Raw genomic sequence first — 17,005 nt, 5'->3', positions numbered from 1 at the left:
GCGCATTCGCGATTTGGCGCGGAAGGCGCCGTGGTCTATGCGCGATCGTATACCACCTGATGGAACGCCCATGACAAAAGATCCGTCCTCCAGCGCATTGCACGGCGTTGCCAGCCAGCGCGTCGCCGACATTCTCGCCGAGCGCATCCTGTCGGGCGAACTCGTTCCGGGCGCGCGGATCAAGCAGGACGAACTGGCGGAGGAACTGGCCACCAGTCGCATTCCGGTGCGCGACGCCTTGCGCATCTTGGAGGCAAGGGGCCTGGTCATCATCCGGGCCAATGCCGGTGCGCGTGTCACGACCCTGACACGCCGCGATCTGGAGGTCTCCTACGAGATCCGTGAGCGCATCGAACCGCTGCTGCTGGCTGACAGCATGCCGCATCTGACCGGCGAAGATCTCGCCGATTTGCGCAAGGTGATGGAGCGTAACCAGAGCGCTGCCGACGTTGACGAGGCGATTGCACTGGAGCGCGCGTTTCACTGGATCACCTATCGCCGGCATTCCACGCCGCTGCTTGCGCAGATCGTGGAACGGGTCTGGGATACCACGCAGAGCTACCGGCGCGCTTACATGAAGCTGGCGATGGAAAATACCACAGCGGGCGCAGGCCGCACGCATGATATCGAGCAGCAACTGCTCTACGATGCCGTGGCCAACAAGGAGGTCGAGACCGCGCAGGCGGTGCTCGTCATGCACATACGCCGCACCCGTGCCGGGCTCGGGCGGCATGGCGGCTAATCCCGGTTCAGGCGCTCTGAACGAAGCGGGATAGGCCTGCGTTCGTATACATTGAGTAACTAGGCGGTGTAGTCGTCGTAGTCTGCGGGCAGGGGCATGGCCCTTGACCCGCTGGCGGGGACTGACCGCCTGCGCGTCACACGCCCAGTACGAGAACGTCGTCAGGCCTGGGCGGCTGCGCCTCGTAGGACGACAGGGGCGTGAAATTCTCGTCGATCAGTTCGAGCGTGGCCAAGCCTGCCAGCTTGAACTGGCCAAGTTGCTTTTCGTCTTCCGACCGCCAGTTTTTGCTCAGGTTCAGCGCGCTGAGAAACAAGTCTCCATGCCGCTGGAAAAGCAGGTGAGGGGCCAGCCTGATGGTGGCGCCATTATAGGACGCCGCGACGATTTTCTTGTGGGCGATAGCCTCTAACAGCTTAAGGCGCGGGTCGCTCATCAGGGTTACCTAAGTATAGTCATATCGATTGTGCGTTGCAGCATAATCTGCTCCCGCGCGCGAAATTGCAAGTGCCTTTGCGATTTTGGGTCCTCCGCTGCACGCTTGCGCTGAAGTTTGAGTGCTGATCGTTCCTACCGATTGAGATCCATCCAGTCCGACCGTTTTTCTGTATCTGCGCTTGGCGAGACTTCAATTCGCCATCGTCCAGCGAATTTCTTGCGGCACTGCACAATGGCACTTGCCGCCCCGTAACCCTGTGCTAGCCATGATGCGGAAGAGTGGGAGAGGGGGGAGGTCGCCCCCTGACCTGGCGATAACCGGCGTCGTCACGGCGCGCCGAAAACGGCGCTTGTGGCGGCCTGTCAAGGAGAGCTTTCGTGGCCAGCGAACCCGTGTCCGACACCAAGCCAGCAGCGCCGTCCGATTTCGACAAGCACATCATGCGCGTGCTGCGCAACCGTGTCGGCAAGGACGAACGTGCGGCAAAGCAGCATGACTGGTACAGGGCCGCGATCTACGCCCTCCGCGACGAGATCATCGACCCCTGGTTCGAATCCACGCGCCGTACTTACGATGCCGGTGACAAGCGGGTCTACTATCTTTCGATGGAGTTCCTGATCGGCCGCCTGCTGCGCGATGCCTTGTCCAACATGGGCATGACGCGCGAGATGGAAAAGGCGCTTGCCGCACATGGTCTCGACCTTGCCGAACTGGAAGAGATGGAGCCGGATGCGGCGCTGGGCAACGGCGGCCTCGGGCGGCTGGCGGCCTGCTTCATGGAGAGCCTCGCCACCCTCGACATCCCGGCTTACGGCTACGGCATCCGTTATGTGAACGGCATGTTCCGCCAGCGTATCGAGGATGGCTGGCAGGTCGAACTGCCCGAAACCTGGCTGGCTCACGGCAATCCCTGGGAGTTCGAGCGGGTGGAAAGCACCTATCTCGTCGGCTTCGGCGGCGAAGTGGCCGCGCAGGGCGACGGCGTGATCTGGAACCCGTCCGAGAAGGTGGAAGCCACTGCCGTCGACACCCCTGTCGTCGGCTGGAAGGGCAAGCGCGTGAACACGCTGCGCCTGTGGACCGCGAACCCGATCGACCCGCTCAAGCTGGATGCTTTCAACGCCGGCGACCACCTCGGCGCGCTGGCCGAGCAGATGCGCGCCGAAAGCCTCGTGCGCGTGCTTTATCCCGCCGACTCCAGCCCGTCCGGCCAGGAACTGCGCCTGCGGCAGGAGTATTTCTTCACCGCCGCATCGATCCAGGACATCGTGCGCCGCCATGTCCAGTACGCCGGCGATATCCGCACCTTGCCGGACAAGGCCGCGATCCAGCTCAACGATACGCACCCCTCGGTAGCGGTGGCGGAACTGATGCGCCTGATGGTCGACGTCCACGGGCTTGAGTTCGGCGAGGCCTGGGAGGTGTGCAAGAAGACCATCTCCTACACCAACCACACCCTGCTTCCCGAGGCGCTGGAAACCTGGCCGCTGCCGCTGTTCGAACGGCTGCTGCCGCGCCACATGCAGATCATCTACGCGATCAACAGCCGCGTCCTGCGCGAGGCCCGCAAGGCCGGCCTGACGGACGCACAGATCGCCGCGATCTCGCTCATCGACGAGAGCGGGGAGCGCCGTGTACGCATGGCGAACCTTGCCTTCGTCGGCGCGCACTCGATCAACGGCGTGGCCGCGCTGCACACCGACCTGATGAAGGAGACGGTGTTCGCCGATCTCCACGCGCTGTATCCCACCCGTATCAACAACAAGACCAACGGCGTCACCCCGCGCCGCTGGCTGCAGCAGTGCAATCCGGGCCTTACCAACGTCATCAAGGACGCCATCGGCCCGGAATTTCTCGATGACGCGGCCAGGCTGACAGACCTCAACGCGCTGGCGGAAGACGCCGCGCTGGGCGAGCGTATCGGCGAAGTGAAGCGCGCCAACAAAGTCGCGCTGGCGGAGCATATCCGCAAGACCATGGGCATCCGCCTCGATCCCGATGCGATGTTCGACGTGCAGATCAAGCGCATCCACGAATACAAGCGCCAGCTGCTCAACCTCATCGAGACGGTCGCCCTCTACGACCAGATCCGCAGTCACCCCGAACAGGACTGGGTGCCGCGCGTGAAGATCTTCGGCGGCAAGGCGGCGCCCAGCTATCACAATGCCAAGCTCATCATCAAACTGGCGAACGACATCGCCCGGCGCGTGAATTCCGATCCTTCGGTCGGCGGGCTGCTCAAAGTCGTCTACGTGCCCAACTACAATGTCAGCCTGGCCGAGCGGATCATCCCCGCGGCCGACCTGTCGGAGCAGATTTCCACGGCAGGCATGGAAGCCTCGGGCACGGGCAACATGAAGTTCGCCATGAACGGCGCGCTTACCATCGGCACGCTCGACGGTGCCAACGTCGAGATCAAGGATCACGTCGGCGACGACAACATCGTGATCTTCGGCCTTACTGCCGAGCAAGTCGCCGCCAAGCGCGCCGAAGGCTACAACCCGCGCGAAGTCATCGAAGGGTCGCACGAACTGGCGCAGGCGCTTTCCGCCATCTCGTCCGGGGTGTTCTCGCCCGACGATCCGAGCCGTTACGAAGGGCTGGTGAACGGTCTCTACGACCATGACTGGTTCATGTGCGCGGCCGATTTCGACGCCTACGCCGCCGCGCAGCGCCAGGTCGACGCGCGATGGGTGGACACCGCGGGCTGGCGCACCTCGGCGATCAGGAACATTGCCAACGTCGGGTGGTTCTCATCAGACCGGACTATCGGTGAATATGCCAAGGACATCTGGAAAGTTCTGTGAAGCCATCTGAAAACGCCATCGAATCCCTGCTTCAAGGAACCAACGCAGACCCGTTCTCGCTTCTCGGCACCCATCCCGGACCAAGTGGCACCACCTTGCGCGCGATCCTGCCGGGCGCGGAGACGGTCGAGGCGTTCAGCCTCGACGGTCACCGCCTCGGCACTCTCGACAAGGTGGACGATCGCTTCCTGTTCGAGGCACGCCTGCCTGTAAAACCGCAGCCGATCCGCTACCGCTGCGCCGCGCGCGGCAGCGACTGGCTGGTTACCGATCCGTACACCTTTGGTCCGGTCCTCGGCCCCGTAGACGACCTGCTGATCGCGCAAGGCATGCATTTCCGCCTGTTCGACAAGCTGGGTGCGCACTTGATCGATCATGAGGGCGCATCGGGCGTCCACTTCGCCGTCTGGGCGCCCAACGCCGTGCTGGTCAGCGTGGTGGGCGATTTCAACGACTGGGACGCGGGGCGCCATGTCATGCGCAGCCGCACGGACATCGGCGTCTGGGAAATCTTCATTCCCGATATCGCCGATTACCGCGCTTACAAGTATCATGTGGTCGGCGCCGATGGCTCGGTGCAGCCGCTGAAGGCCGATCCGTTCGCTTTCATGGCGGAGATCCGGCCGAACAACGCCTCGATGACCGCCGTGCCCGCAAAGCTCGATTGGGGCGACGAAGGCCACCGCGCGCACTGGGCCTCGGTCGATGCGCGCAAGGTGCCGATCTCGATCTACGAGGTCCACGCCGGATCGTGGCGCCGCGATCGCTGGAACTGGTTTCTCGACTGGGACGCGATGGCCGATCAGCTCATCCCCTATGTCGTCGAGATGGGTTTCACCCATATCGAGTTCATGCCGATCAGCGAGCATCCCTACGACCCGTCGTGGGGTTATCAGGCGACGGGCCTGTTCGCTCCGTCCTCGCGGTTTGGCGAACCCGCCGGATTCGCCCGCTTCGTGGACGGCGCTCACCGTGCCGGCATCGGCGTGCTGCTCGACTGGGTGCCCGCGCACTTCCCGAAAGACGATCACGGGCTTGTCCGTTTCGATGGCACCGCGCTGTACGAACACGAAGACCCGCGCCTTGGCTTCCAGCCCGACTGGAATACGCTGATCTACAACTTCGGACGCCGCGAAGTGCAGAGTTTCCTGCTCAACAACGCGCTGTTCTGGGCAGAACGCTACCATGTCGACGGCCTGCGCGTGGATGCGGTCGCCTCGATGCTCTACCGCGATTATTCGCGTAAGGCGGGTGAGTGGATCCCCAACCAGGAAGGCGGGCGCGAAAACTGGGAGGCGGTGGAGTTCCTGCGCGCCACCAACCGCGCGCTTTACGGCCAGCACCCCGGCTTCATGACCATGGCAGAGGAATCCACCTCGTGGCCGGGTGTCACCCAGCCCGCCTATGAAGGCGACGGCAAGGGCAAGGAGACCGCGCTGGGCTTTGGCTTCAAGTGGAACATGGGCTTCATGCACGACACGCTGCGCTACATGTCGCGCGATGCAGTGCACCGGCGCTATCACCATGACGACCTGACGTTCGGGCTGGTCTACGCTTTTTCGGAAAATTACGTCCTGCCGCTCAGTCATGACGAAGTGGTGCACGGCAAGGGCTCCCTGCTCGGCAAGATGAGCGGCGATGATTGGCAAAAGTTTGCGAACCTTCGCGCCTATTACGCATTCATGTGGGGCTATCCCGGCAAGAAGCTGCTGTTCATGGGCCAGGAATTCGCACAGCGCCGCGAATGGAGCGAGGAGCGCGCGCTGGACTGGGACTTGCTTGGCGCTCCGGCCCACGAAGGTGTCCGTAACCTGGTAAAGGATTTGAACCGTCTTTACCGGACAAAGCCGGCACTTCACGCAGGAGACTGCGAAGGCGATGGCTTCGAATGGCTTGTGGTCGACGATTCCGAGAATTCGGTTTTCGCCTGGCTGCGCAAGGCCCCGGGCGTGAAGCCGGTCGCGGTGATCGCCAACATGACGCCGACGATGCGCACGGACTACAGTGTGCCGTTGCCGCTGGCGGGGAAGTGGAACGAGATCCTGAACAGCGATTCCGTGCATTACGGGGGCACTGGCAAAGGCAATCTCGGACAAGTGAAATCGGTGGATGGGCGCGCGGCGGTCACGCTGCCGCCACTTGCGACGATAATGCTCGAATTCGCCGATTGAAAACCGGCACAAGATGACTGCAACAATCAAACGGCAAGCGCGGCCAATGGAGAGCGAACGATGAGAACACCGTCTGGGCCGCTGGCGCGCGATGCCATGGCCTACGTCCTCGCCGGCGGGCGCGGTAGCCGCCTCAAGGAACTGACCGACAACCGCGCGAAGCCTGCGGTCTATTTCGGCGGCAAGGCGCGCATCATCGACTTCGCGCTGTCGAACGCCATCAACTCGGGTATTCGCCGCATCGGCGTCGCCACGCAGTACAAGGCGCATAGCCTGATCCGGCACATGCAGCGTGCGTGGAATTTCATGCGCCCCGAGCGTAACGAGAGCTTCGATATCCTGCCGGCCAGCCAGCGCATTTCCGAACTGCTATGGTACGAAGGCACGGCGGATGCGGTCTACCAGAACATCGATATCATCGCGGTCCACGATCCCAAGTACATGGTGATCCTGGCGGGCGACCACGTCTACAAGATGGACTACGAGCTGATGCTGCAGCAGCACGTCAACTCGGGTGCGGACGTGACGGTGGGCTGTCTGGTGGTGCCGCGCATGGAGGCGACGGAGTTCGGCGTCATGCACGTCGACAACGCCGACCGGATCACCGCATTCGTTGAAAAGCCCGCCAACCCGCCCGGCATTCCGGGGCAGGAGGACATGGCGCTCGCGTCGATGGGCATCTACGTCTTCAACACGGATTTCCTGTTCGACCAGCTCCGCCGCGACGCCGCCGACCCCGACAGCAAGCGCGACTTCGGCAGCGATCTCATCCCCTACATCGTCAAGCACGGCAAGGCGCAGGCCCACCGCTTCACCGACAGCTGCATCCGCGCGGCCGAGGAGATCGGCGAATACTGGCGCGATGCGGGCACGCTGGATGCCTATTTCGATTCCAACCTTGACCTGACCGACACCGTGCCGCAGCTCGACATGTACGACCGCGAATGGCCGATCTGGTCAGACGCGGTGGTCGCCGCACCCGCCAAGTTCGTCCATGACGAGGAAGGCCGGCGCGGCCATGCGATCTCCTCGCTGATCTCCAACGACTGCATCGTGTCCGGCGCGCTCGCCCGGCGTTCGCTGCTGATGACGGGGGTGAAGATGGGCAGCTTCTCCTGCGTGGATGAGGCCGTGATCCTGCCTTACAGCAACATCGGTCGCAGCGCGCGTCTGAGCCGTGTCATCATCGATTCCGGCGTGCGCATCCCTGAAGGCCTGGTGGTGGGCGAAGACCCCGAGCTTGACGCCCGCCGCTTTCGCCGCACGGACAACGGCGTGTGCCTCATCACCAAGCCGATGATCGAGCGACTGGGACTGTGATCGCTGCATGACGATCAAGGTCCTTTCGGTCGCTTCCGAAGCGGTTCCGTTGGTCAAGACGGGCGGGCTTGCAGACGTCGTCGGGGCGCTTCCCGGTGCGCTCGCCCCGCATGGGGTGGAAACGACGACGCTGCTGCCGGGCTACGCCTCTGTACTTGCAGCGCTGAATCGGCCGAGGGCGGTCCACGCATGGGACTCGCTGGTGGGAACCCCGGCGCGCTTGCTTTCCGGCACGCTGGAAGGCGGCCACCCGCTGTTGGTGCTCGATGCCCCGGCACTCTACGCCCGTGAAGGCGCTCCCTACACCGACGCGGCGGGCCGCGATTGGGCCGACAACTGGCAGCGTTTTGCGGCTCTTGGCCGCGCCGCAGCAGACATCGCAGGCGGCGCCGTGGTCAAGCGGGGCAAGCAGCAGAGTTTCGACCTCGTCCATGCGCACGATTGGCAGGCTGCGCTGGCCCCCGCCTTTCTGCGCTTCGCACCTTATGGCGCGGTCCGTACACCTTCTGTCATCACCATTCACAACATGGCTTTTCAAGGCTGGTCCGGCCCCGAGGTGTTCCCTCAGCTGGGCCTCCCGCCTGAGGCCTGGGCTCTCGACGGGGTCGAGTACCATGGCGGCGTAGGCATGCTTAAAGCAGGCCTTGCCAGCGCCGATGCGATCACCACCGTCAGCCCGACTTATGCGCGCGAGATCCGCTCAGCCACCTTCGGCATGGGCCTAGAAGGTGTGATCGTGGAGCGCGGCGGCGCGGTTCACGGTATCCTCAACGGTATCGATGCCGACGTATGGGATCCGGCCTCCGATCCGTCGCTGGCCGTTCGCTACAGCCACCGCTCGCTCGACAAGCGCCGCGCCAACAAGCGCGCGCTTGAGGCTGAGTTCGGTTTGGATGCAGGCGATGGACCAGTGTTCATTGTCGTCACCCGTCTGACCTGGCAGAAGGGCATGGACGTGCTGCATGAAGTGATCGACCACCTCGTCGGCCTCGGCGGGCGGTTGGCGCTGCTCGGCTCGGGCGATGCCGCGATCGAGCGCGACCTTTTCGAGGCCGCCGCCCGTCATCCTGGCCGCATCGGCATCCGCGTGGGATATGACGAAGCGCTTTCGCATCGGATGCAGGCGGGCGGCGATGCGATTCTCATCCCTTCACGTTTCGAACCTTGCGGGCTGACGCAGCTTTATGGCCTCGCGTATGGCTGTCTGCCTGTGGTTGCGCGCACTGGCGGTCTTGCCGACACGGTGATCGACGCCAATCCCGCCGCTCTCGCTGCGGGCTGCGCGACAGGCGTGCAGTTCGACGGCGTCAGCTATGACGGCCTCGCCGCTGCGCTTACCCGAACCGTAGCGCTTTATCGCCAGCCAGAGGTATGGGGGCGCCTTCAGAAAAACGCGATGAAGTGCGACTTCTCGTGGAAGGCCAGTGGGAAGGCTTACGCGGATCTTTACGCCGCGCTGATCGCATGACCATGTTTGGCGCGCATGTCGAAGGGGGCCAGACCCACTTCGCGGTGCGCTCGCCCGATGCGGACATGGTCTGGCTTTGCCGATTCGAGGGAGAGGTGGAAACCCGGCACCTGATGGAGCGAAGCGGGCCGGACTGGACCATTACGCTGCCCGGCGACTTGGCCGGTACTCGTTACGGCTATCGCGCTGCGGGTGAATGGGCACCGGAAAACGGGCTGTGGTTCGATCCGGCCAAGCTGCTGGTAGACCCCTACGCTGTCACATTGGACCGCCGCTTCGTACAGGATCCACGCTTGGCCTGCTTTGGGGAGGATACCGCAGATATCGTCCCGCGCGCGGTCGTGCCTGCGCCGGCTATTCCTCTGACGCCCGAGCGGCCCCGTTTTGCCCGCGGCGGCCTTGTCTACGAACTCAACGTGCGTGCATTTACAATGCTGCACCCAGACGTGCCGGAGTTCCTGCGCGGCACCGTAGCTGCGCTGGCTCACCCGGCTGTGCTCGCTCATTTGAAGAAACTCAAGGTTACCGCCGTAGAACTGATGCCGGTAGTCGCCTGGATCGACGAGCGTCACCTGCCGCCGCTTGGCCTCGTCAACTCCTGGGGTTATAACCCGGTCGCCATGATGGCGCTTGATCCTGCCGTGTGTCCCGGCGGCGTGGCCGAACTGCGCGATACTATTGCCGCGCTTCACGCAGAGGGGATCGGGGTACTTCTCGACCTTGTGTTCAACCACTCGGGCGAGAGCGACACGGCAGGCGGCGTGTTGTCGCTGCGCGGACTGGACGATGCTGCGTATTCGCGCGCGCCCGGCGGCAAGCTGATCAACGATACCGGCTGCGGCAACACGCTGGACTTTTCCAATCCCGCCGTGCGCCGCCTGACTTTGGATACGATCCGGCATTTCGTCAGCTGTTGCGGGGTAGACGGTTTCCGTTTCGACCTTGCCCCGGTATTGGCAAGAGGCCCCGGCTTCGATCCCGCCGCGCCGATTTTCGCGGAGATTTCTGCCGACGCGTTACTGGCCGATCGTGTTTTCATTGCCGAGCCGTGGGACATTGGCCCCGGCGGCTATCAACTTGGTCAATTCCCTGAGAACTGGCTGGAATGGAACGACCGCTTCCGCGACGATGTCCGGCGATTCTGGAAAGGTGAGGGCGGTATCGGCGCATTGGCGATGCGTCTTGCGGGTTCCTCAGACGTATTCGGTCCGCAAAATGATATCGGATGCCGATCGGTCAATTTCCTGGCCGCCCATGACGGGTTCACGTTGGCTGATACGGTCGCCTACGAACAGCGCCATAACTGGGCGAATGGTGAAGAAAACCGGGATGGGCACGGCGAAAACTTCAGCTGGAACAATGGCCTTGAAGGGCCAAGCGAAGATGCCGCTGTGATCGCGGCGCGCAGGTCGGATATCAAAGCCCTGCTCGGTACGCTTTTCGCTTCTTCAGGGACGATCATGCTCACCGCTGGCGACGAATTCGGCCGCACCCAGCAGGGCAACAACAATGCCTATTGTCAGGATAATGCGATTGGCTGGGTTGATTGGGTGGGCCGCGATCGAAACTTGGAAGACCATGTCGCCGCCTTGTCGGCAGAGCGAGCGGCGCACCTGTCCTGCTATGATCGTTTTCCCGAACCCGTTCGATGGCTCAATCGCGAAGGCGGTCTAATGGCCGTCACCGATTGGGAAAGGGTGGGTGAGGGCTGGCTGAGTTGCGCGGCTGAGGATGAAAATGTTCCTTTCGCCTTTCGCATCGATCGGGCCGCTCGAAGAGTCGAGATCGGCCGATAAAGTGATGCTATTTCGCGGCGATCAGGATGCCCCGAAAGTTGGGGTAATGCTCAACCGCTGAAGGTTTCTCGTCATTGCCGGACGCCGATCCCGCTATTCTATAGTGCAACTTGCGCGCAAGGAAGATTGCGCGCTCCATAGCCTGCCGCGCTGACACGCAAGGCGCGGCAATGCGAGCGGCCGGATGCTCAAGGTCTGCCGCCATTGGAAAATTGACTGGCGGCTTCGATGTCGCTTCTGCGGTCATTGTCTGGCTACTTTGTTCCTTGGAGAAAAAGCCACTTCGGTCAGTAGACCCCCCGCGAGGCGAGTACGGCAGGGATAGTACGCAGGCAGATCGAGAGGTCGTAGAACATCGACTTGCGCAGGGCATAAAGAGCATCGAGTCGGACGCGAGCCTCATAGGAAACCTCGTTGCGACCGCTGACCTGCCACAGGCCGGTCAAGCCAGGGCGCACCGAGCAATAAGCGTGGAAGCGTGGCCCGTAACGGCGAATTTCTGCCTCGATGATTGGGCGCGGGCCGACGATGCTCATGTGGCCGACGAGGATGTTGAACAGCTGCGGCAGTTCATCGAGGCTGCTTTTGCGCAGGATCGCACCGATTGGCGTGATGCGTGGATCGCTGCGCAACTTCTGGTCGCGCTCCCATTCCAGGCGGGCTTCCGGCGATGTTTCAAGGACTGCGTTCAGCACTTCCTGCGAATTGACCACCATGCTGCGGAACTTGAGGCAAGGAAACAGCTTCCCGTCGCACCCGACCCGTCGCTGCACGAAGAGGACAGGCCCTGGCGCAGACAGCTTGATCGCGATGGCGGCCAGTATCAGGAACGGAAGGAACACCAGGATCGCAAGGAGCGCTACGGTAATGTCGAACGCCCTGCCGCTGGGCGTAGGCCGGGCGGATGCGCGTTCCGATCTGACGAGGCCCGCTTCATCCCCAGGCTGAAGGGGAATGAAAGGTGCAACAGCTACAGTTGCGGCAACGCCGCAACTGGGGAGATCCTGATAAACGGTGAAAGGTGCCACAGCCCCGTTCCCCACCGTATCACCATAATGAGTCGAGAGAGCTTCCATCGATCCATCCATTTGTGAGGTAACGGAAATCTTGCTTGGCACCGGACACCCTTATTGGTTGATCGCATGGTAATACAAGTTAAAGAGTGGTCAATAAGGCCTTGCTGCAGTGCGGTATGAATAATTTGTCCGATTACAATCTATTCATCGGTCTGTGATTCGATTTGAGAGAGCATGTCCTCAGAAACCCGCTGATTGGGCGACATGTGCGAACATCCATAATGAATGATGCAGAAAATTTAATGCTTCAAAACGGACGATTCGTTGTCCCGATTCAAGTATGCGTCGTTCAATCCGGACAAAGTTTGGCCTTTATACAATCGATTGGCGTGTCCGATGAAAGCAAGGTCAATCTGATTTATGCGAATCGCCGGATGCTCGTGATGGGCCTGGGCTAGCAACAAGGTTGAAGCCTTGCGCCAACTTCGCGTGAAGACATCGCGAAGAGAAGGGCGTGCAATTGACCTTTCAAGACACGCTTCAACCTTCGCGGAATGCGCGTTTGAACTGATCGGACAGTGGCTTGAGGATGTAGCTGAGCATGGTGCGACGACCGGTTTGGATGAAGGTTTCTGCCGGCATTCCCGGCCTCAGTCGTAACTCGCCCAGCTTGGCGATTTCGGACCGGTCCAGCGCCACGGTTACCCGGTAGAAGGCGCTATGGGTCGTCTTGTCGTCGGTCCGGTCAGCGGAGACATGCTTGACCGTGCCGATCAATTCCGGCGTCGTCCGGGTGGAAAAGGCGCTGAAACGCACCGTGGCCTTTTGGCCTGCATGCACCTGGTCAATATCCACAGGCGAGATGGTCGCCTCAACGATCATGTTGTCATCGTCAGGCACGATCTCGAGGATGGTCTGTCCTGCAGGAACGACACCCCCCACGGTGCGATAAGCGAGCTTGTCGACCACGCCGGCCTGCGGGGCGCGGATTACCGCTCGGTCGTAGCTGTCGTCGGCGGCCACTCTGGCGCGGCGAACTTCGCTTACGCGCGCCAGGACGTCCATCAGTTCCGCGGCTGCCGTGCTGCGGGCTTCCGCCTCGATCGATCCCATCTGCAACCGCAACTCGCCGATGCGCGCGGCGCCGGAGACCGCACCTTCGCGGGCGCTGCCTGCCTCAGCCGCAAGACCCGAGGCCGAGCGTTCCAGGGCGTTCAGGCGGTCGAGTGTGGTATAACGCTTTTCGTAGAGCTTGCGCGTGGCGTCGAGTTCGTCGTTGATGAGCGCCGCCTGATTGGTGAAGCTTTGCGCCTTGGTGCGTGAACTGGCGACATCGGCCTGCGTTTGGCTGATCCGCTGTCCCAGCTGCGCGGCCATTGATCGGCGCGTATCGCGGCGGAGGACGAAGGTCTTGCGTTCCTGCTCCATCAACGCGGCGATGTTGGGATCGCCGGCCCGGCGTGTCAGTTCTGCCGGGAATGCGACCCCCGCAGCATTATCCCGCTCGGCCGTCAATCGCGCCGCACGGGCGAGCAACTGGTCGACATTCTCGCCAGTGTAGGTCGCCGCAGCGCCGCTGACTTTCGAATCGAGCCGCATCAGCGCCTGTCCCTTTTTCACATGGGCGCCATCGCGCACCATAATGTCGGCGACGACGCCGCCCGAGGGATGGCCGATTTCCTTTACATATGTGGAAACGGTGACCTCTCCCGGCCCGATCACGGCGCCGGTCATCGGCAGGAAAGTCGCCATTCCGCCAAGCCCGAATACCAGCGCGGCGCAGAGGAACACGCCTGCGCGTACTTCCTTATGCAGGCTTTTTTCCGGCGCGTATGTGCCGGGAAGGTCGGGCAAGGTTCCGGGTTGGATGGCAATCTGGTTGGACACGGGACTTTACTCGGCTGACTGAGTGGAGGGGGATTGCGGCGCCGGATTGAAATTGATGCGTTTGAGCATCTCGGTACGCTCCCCCATCTGCATGAGCTGGCCGTCGGCCATGATCATGATGTGGTCGACATGGGCGAAGACGGTGGGACGGTGGCCGACGATGACCACGATTGCGCCGCGTTGCTTGGCGGCGCGCACAGCCTCGACAAGGGCGTCCTCGCCAGCCGCGTCAAGGTTGGAATTGGGCTCGTCGAGCACGATCAGGAAGGGATCGCCATAGAGCGCGCGGGCAAGTGCAATGCGCTGCTTCTGGCCAGCGGAAAGACCGCCCCCGCCGGAGCCGCCCAGCACGTATTCGTAGCCGCCCGGCAATGCCACGATCATGTCGTGAACGTCGGCGGCGCGGGCGGCGGCGATTATTGCTTCGGGATCGGCTTCTGCGTCGAAGCGGGCAATGTTCTGCGCGAGGGTACCGTCGAACAGTTCGATGGCCTGGGGCACATAGCCTATGTCGCGGCCCAGGAGCACGGGATCCCATTGCTCCAGCGAGGCGCCGTCAAGCCGCACCGCGCCGCGCAATAGCGGCCAGGCACCGGTGACGGCGCGCATCAGCGTCGATTTGCCAGATCCGCTATGTCCGATCACCGCGAGCGCTTCTCCGGCCGAGAGGCGGAACGAAACATTGGCGACGGTGACCTTCTGTCTACCCGGAGGGCCGCAAACCACGCCTTGCACTTCGAGGCTGGCTCTAGGTCGCGGCAGCGGCATCGGTGCCTCGCGGATGGGTATGTGTTCCAGCAGTCCGGTCAGGCGGCGCCAGGCCTGGCTGGCTTCGGTCATCGGTTTCCACTGCCCGATCGTCTGCTCGACAGGCATTAGCGCACGCGCACTCAGGATCGAGCCGGCAATAATGACACCGCCGGTCGCATCGCCGTCGATGACCAGGAACGCGCCTACAGCCAGCACGAAGGATTGCAGGAACAGACGGAAGGCCTTGCCGATCACCTGCATTCGGCCGGCAGCACCGGCCAGTTCGTCGTGCGAGGCGATCAGGCTGAGGCTGACTGCGTCCCAACTGGAACGACGACGGCCACCCATGCCCAGCACCCGAAGAACCTCGCCGTTGCGGCGCACGTCCTCTGCCATGGTGAAGCGCGCGGCTGTAACGGCTGCGGCCTGTAGAGCGGGCCCCCGTGTCTGGCGGTCTCCCAAGACCATCAGCACGATCATCACAAGCACACCTGCGAGCGTGGCCAATCCGAGCACCCAGTGAAACAGGGTCAGGATCAGCAGGAACATGAGGACATAGGGAAGGTCCAGCAGCGCCAGCGGGCCGGCCCCGGTGATGTAGCCGCGCACAAGATCGAGATCGCGCACGGGCGCGGCGCCGGAGGGCAGGGGACCAACTTCCTGCTCATAGCGGCTGATTACATCATAAAGCCGGTCGCACAGGCGGCGGTCGGCCTGAGCGCCGGTATGCAGCATCACGCGGGAGCGGATCACGTCGATGGCGCCCTGGAATATATAAGCTACGGTAACCATCAGCAGCAGTCCCGCGAGGGTCGCGCCGCTGCGGCTGGCAAGGACGTCGTCGTAAACCAGCAACATGAAGAATGAGCCGGACAGCAGCAGTACGTTGAATACAGCGCTGAACGCGAGGATCGGCCACAGGACGGGAAGCACCGCTTGCAGCATTCCCCGGACTCCGGCGAACAGGTTTTCTCTGGCCGGATCCATTCTAGCAATTCCTGATACTGTTGAGTTGCGGGCGGAGGCCGCGCATGATGAGCGGCATCGTCATTGCCCTTCGGGTTCCGGGGCCATGACATGGTCCGGTTCGGCATCGTTCTCGACCTGGACCGGCGATGCCTTGAAATTATCGTCGACGGCGAGCGCATCGATCATCTCGACGAAGGGTCCGGTCGGTAGCCCGGCGAACGGAACCGAACTGTAGGCGTTCGGATCGAACGGCGGAGTGCCCGGCGCGAAACTGTCCGCGCGCAATTGGCCCATGGCGCCCAGCAGCAGGGCATGTTGCACGTAGAGCTGGGCTTCGGCCTGCGCTCGCGCCTGGCGCGAAGTGAGAAGATCGCGCGCCGTGTCGAGCACGTCGAGCGAGGTTACCTGCCCGGCAAGCTGTTGCTGCTGCGCGCCATCAAGAGCGCTTTGCGCGGCGGTGACGGCACGAGTGTACGCGGGCAGGGCGCGGCGGGCGGCAGAGAGTTGGTCCCAGTAACTGGCGATGTTCTCGCGGACGCCTCGCGAAGTCTGTTCCAGTTGCTGGGTCGCGGCATCTGCCAGTTGCCTGGCTTCGCGGATGCGGGCGGAGAGCAGGCCGCCGGAGTAAAGCGGCACGGTGAGCCCCACCTGCACTTGCGCGGAAAGTTCGCGCGTATCGTCGTTTTCGACCGCCAGCGGTGAACGGGCGACACTGCCCTGAACTCCGACATAGGGCCGTGCATTGCCGCGGGCCTGCGCGATCCGGCCTTGCGCTGCGGCAAGGTCGAAGCGGGCGGATGCGAGCACCGGGCTGGATGCAGCGCCCATTGCCTGCGCTTCTTCGATAGAGCGCGGAAGGGGAGGCAACTGCGGTAGCGGCAACAGCCCATCTGGATAATGGCCCAGGATGTTGCGGTAAGTGTTGCGGCTGGCCTGCAGGTTGCCTTGCGCCAACTCCAGCTGGGCCTGGCCGCTGAAGATACGGTTGCGGGTCTGTTGCAGGTCCGTCTCGGTAGCGTAGCGCGCGGTGTAGCGGGCGTTGATCTGGTCGAGCGTCTCGGTCAGCTGGGATAGGTTCTCTCGGGCAATGCCGACCAGTTTCTCGTCGCGCAGGACGGCGGCATAGGCGATGACTACATTGGCCATCAGGTCCTGCTCACTGGAGTGCATGTCAGCAACCGATGCGCCGTATCCGGCTTGCGCGATGTTTCGCTGAGCGCTCAGTCGGCCGAAGGTAAACAGCGGCTGGTCAAGTGAAAGTGAGAGCTGCGGCGTAAAGCCATCCTGCCGCAGCACTGTGATGTTGCTCTGCGTGACGCGGCGCCAGGCATAGCGATAGCTGGCATCGGCAGTGAGCGTGGGACCGAACTGGGCCTTGGCTTGACGCATGCGTTCTTCGGCGGCGCGGGTGGAGGCACGGCTCGCCTCGACGCCGGGGTTGTGCTGGTACGCGATGGCCATTGCCTCGCCGAGCGTCTCTGCCGATACCGGCGCGGGCATCCCTGCACACAGCAGTAAAGGCAGCCAGCGCAAGGTCCGTATTTTCGCAGCCATGGTCATGGGCATGTTTGCGCCGTTCGTCATCAGGCGGATTTCATGCGCGCGCATGGTGAATATTGGCCTGAGAGGGAGCCTGGGAT

Annotated in this window: 11 protein-coding genes; 6 read left to right on the top strand and 5 right to left on the bottom strand. The window is 62.7% G+C overall.

Features of this window, described 5'->3' with window-relative positions:
- Nucleotides 1-70: 70 nt before the first annotated feature.
- Nucleotides 71-742, top strand: coding sequence for a GntR family transcriptional regulator (locus tag TQ38_RS13095; RefSeq protein WP_043970984.1), 672 nt, complete (start codon nt 71-73; stop codon nt 740-742).
- 136 nt (nt 743-878) lie between these two features.
- On the opposite strand, the gene TQ38_RS13090 is transcribed toward TQ38_RS13095, so the two are convergent.
- Nucleotides 879-1,178 carry a hypothetical protein gene (locus TQ38_RS13090; protein WP_043970983.1) on the bottom strand — a complete coding sequence of 100 codons (300 nt, stop codon included), beginning with the start codon at nt 1,176-1,178 and terminating at the stop codon, nt 879-881.
- A gap of 380 nt (nt 1,179-1,558) precedes the next feature.
- Between TQ38_RS13090 and TQ38_RS13085 the strand changes: the two genes are divergently transcribed.
- Genes TQ38_RS13085 through glgX form a run of 5 tightly spaced genes read left to right on the top strand, consistent with a single transcriptional unit; the run spans nt 1,559 to nt 10,743 of the window.
- On the top strand, nt 1,559-3,988 hold the full coding sequence (locus TQ38_RS13085; RefSeq protein ID WP_043970982.1) for a glycogen/starch/alpha-glucan phosphorylase: 2,430 nt from the start codon (nt 1,559-1,561) through the stop codon (nt 3,986-3,988).
- A complete protein-coding gene (gene glgB / locus TQ38_RS13080) occupies nt 3,985-6,159 on the top strand; it encodes a 1,4-alpha-glucan branching protein GlgB (protein ID WP_043970980.1) in 2,175 nt (724 codons plus the stop codon). Before TQ38_RS13085 ends, glgB begins: the two co-directional genes overlap by 4 nt.
- 60 nt (nt 6,160-6,219) lie before the next feature.
- Complete coding sequence (gene glgC / locus TQ38_RS13075; RefSeq protein ID WP_082057516.1) at nt 6,220-7,479, top strand: glucose-1-phosphate adenylyltransferase; 1,260 nt, start codon at nt 6,220-6,222, stop codon at nt 7,477-7,479.
- 7 nt (nt 7,480-7,486) lie between these two features.
- Complete coding sequence (gene glgA, locus TQ38_RS13070; protein ID WP_043970976.1) at nt 7,487-8,947, top strand: glycogen synthase GlgA; 1,461 nt, start codon at nt 7,487-7,489, stop codon at nt 8,945-8,947.
- Nucleotides 8,944-10,743, top strand: a complete 1,800-nt coding sequence (glgX, locus tag TQ38_RS13065; protein WP_043970975.1) for a glycogen debranching protein GlgX — start codon at nt 8,944-8,946, stop codon at nt 10,741-10,743. The genes glgA and glgX overlap by 4 nt, the downstream gene beginning before the upstream one ends.
- 287 nt (nt 10,744-11,030) lie before the next feature.
- Here glgX and TQ38_RS13060 read toward each other — a convergent pair whose 3' ends face one another.
- From TQ38_RS13060 to TQ38_RS13045, 4 genes are all read right to left on the bottom strand, one after another.
- On the bottom strand, nt 11,031-11,771 hold the full coding sequence (locus TQ38_RS13060) for a sugar transferase (protein ID WP_240197886.1): 741 nt from the start codon (nt 11,769-11,771) through the stop codon (nt 11,031-11,033).
- Nucleotides 11,772-12,299: 528 nt separating this feature from the next.
- Nucleotides 12,300-13,646 carry an HlyD family type I secretion periplasmic adaptor subunit gene (locus TQ38_RS13055; protein WP_240197885.1) on the bottom strand — a complete coding sequence of 449 codons (1,347 nt, stop codon included), beginning with the start codon at nt 13,644-13,646 and terminating at the stop codon, nt 12,300-12,302.
- Between the two features lie 6 nt (nt 13,647-13,652).
- A complete protein-coding gene (locus TQ38_RS13050) occupies nt 13,653-15,383 on the bottom strand; it encodes a type I secretion system permease/ATPase (RefSeq protein ID WP_052505547.1) in 1,731 nt (576 codons plus the stop codon).
- A gap of 60 nt (nt 15,384-15,443) precedes the next feature.
- The gene (locus tag TQ38_RS13045; RefSeq protein WP_162792250.1) at nt 15,444-16,949 is read right to left on the bottom strand and encodes a TolC family outer membrane protein; all 1,506 of its coding nucleotides are present in this window, start codon (nt 16,947-16,949) and stop codon (nt 15,444-15,446) included.
- Between the last annotated feature and the right edge of the window lie 56 nt (nt 16,950-17,005).

This window comes from Novosphingobium sp. P6W (genome assembly GCF_000876675.2).
GTDB lineage: Bacteria > Pseudomonadota > Alphaproteobacteria > Sphingomonadales > Sphingomonadaceae > Novosphingobium.
This window is presented reverse-complemented; position numbering and strand designations above follow the sequence as displayed.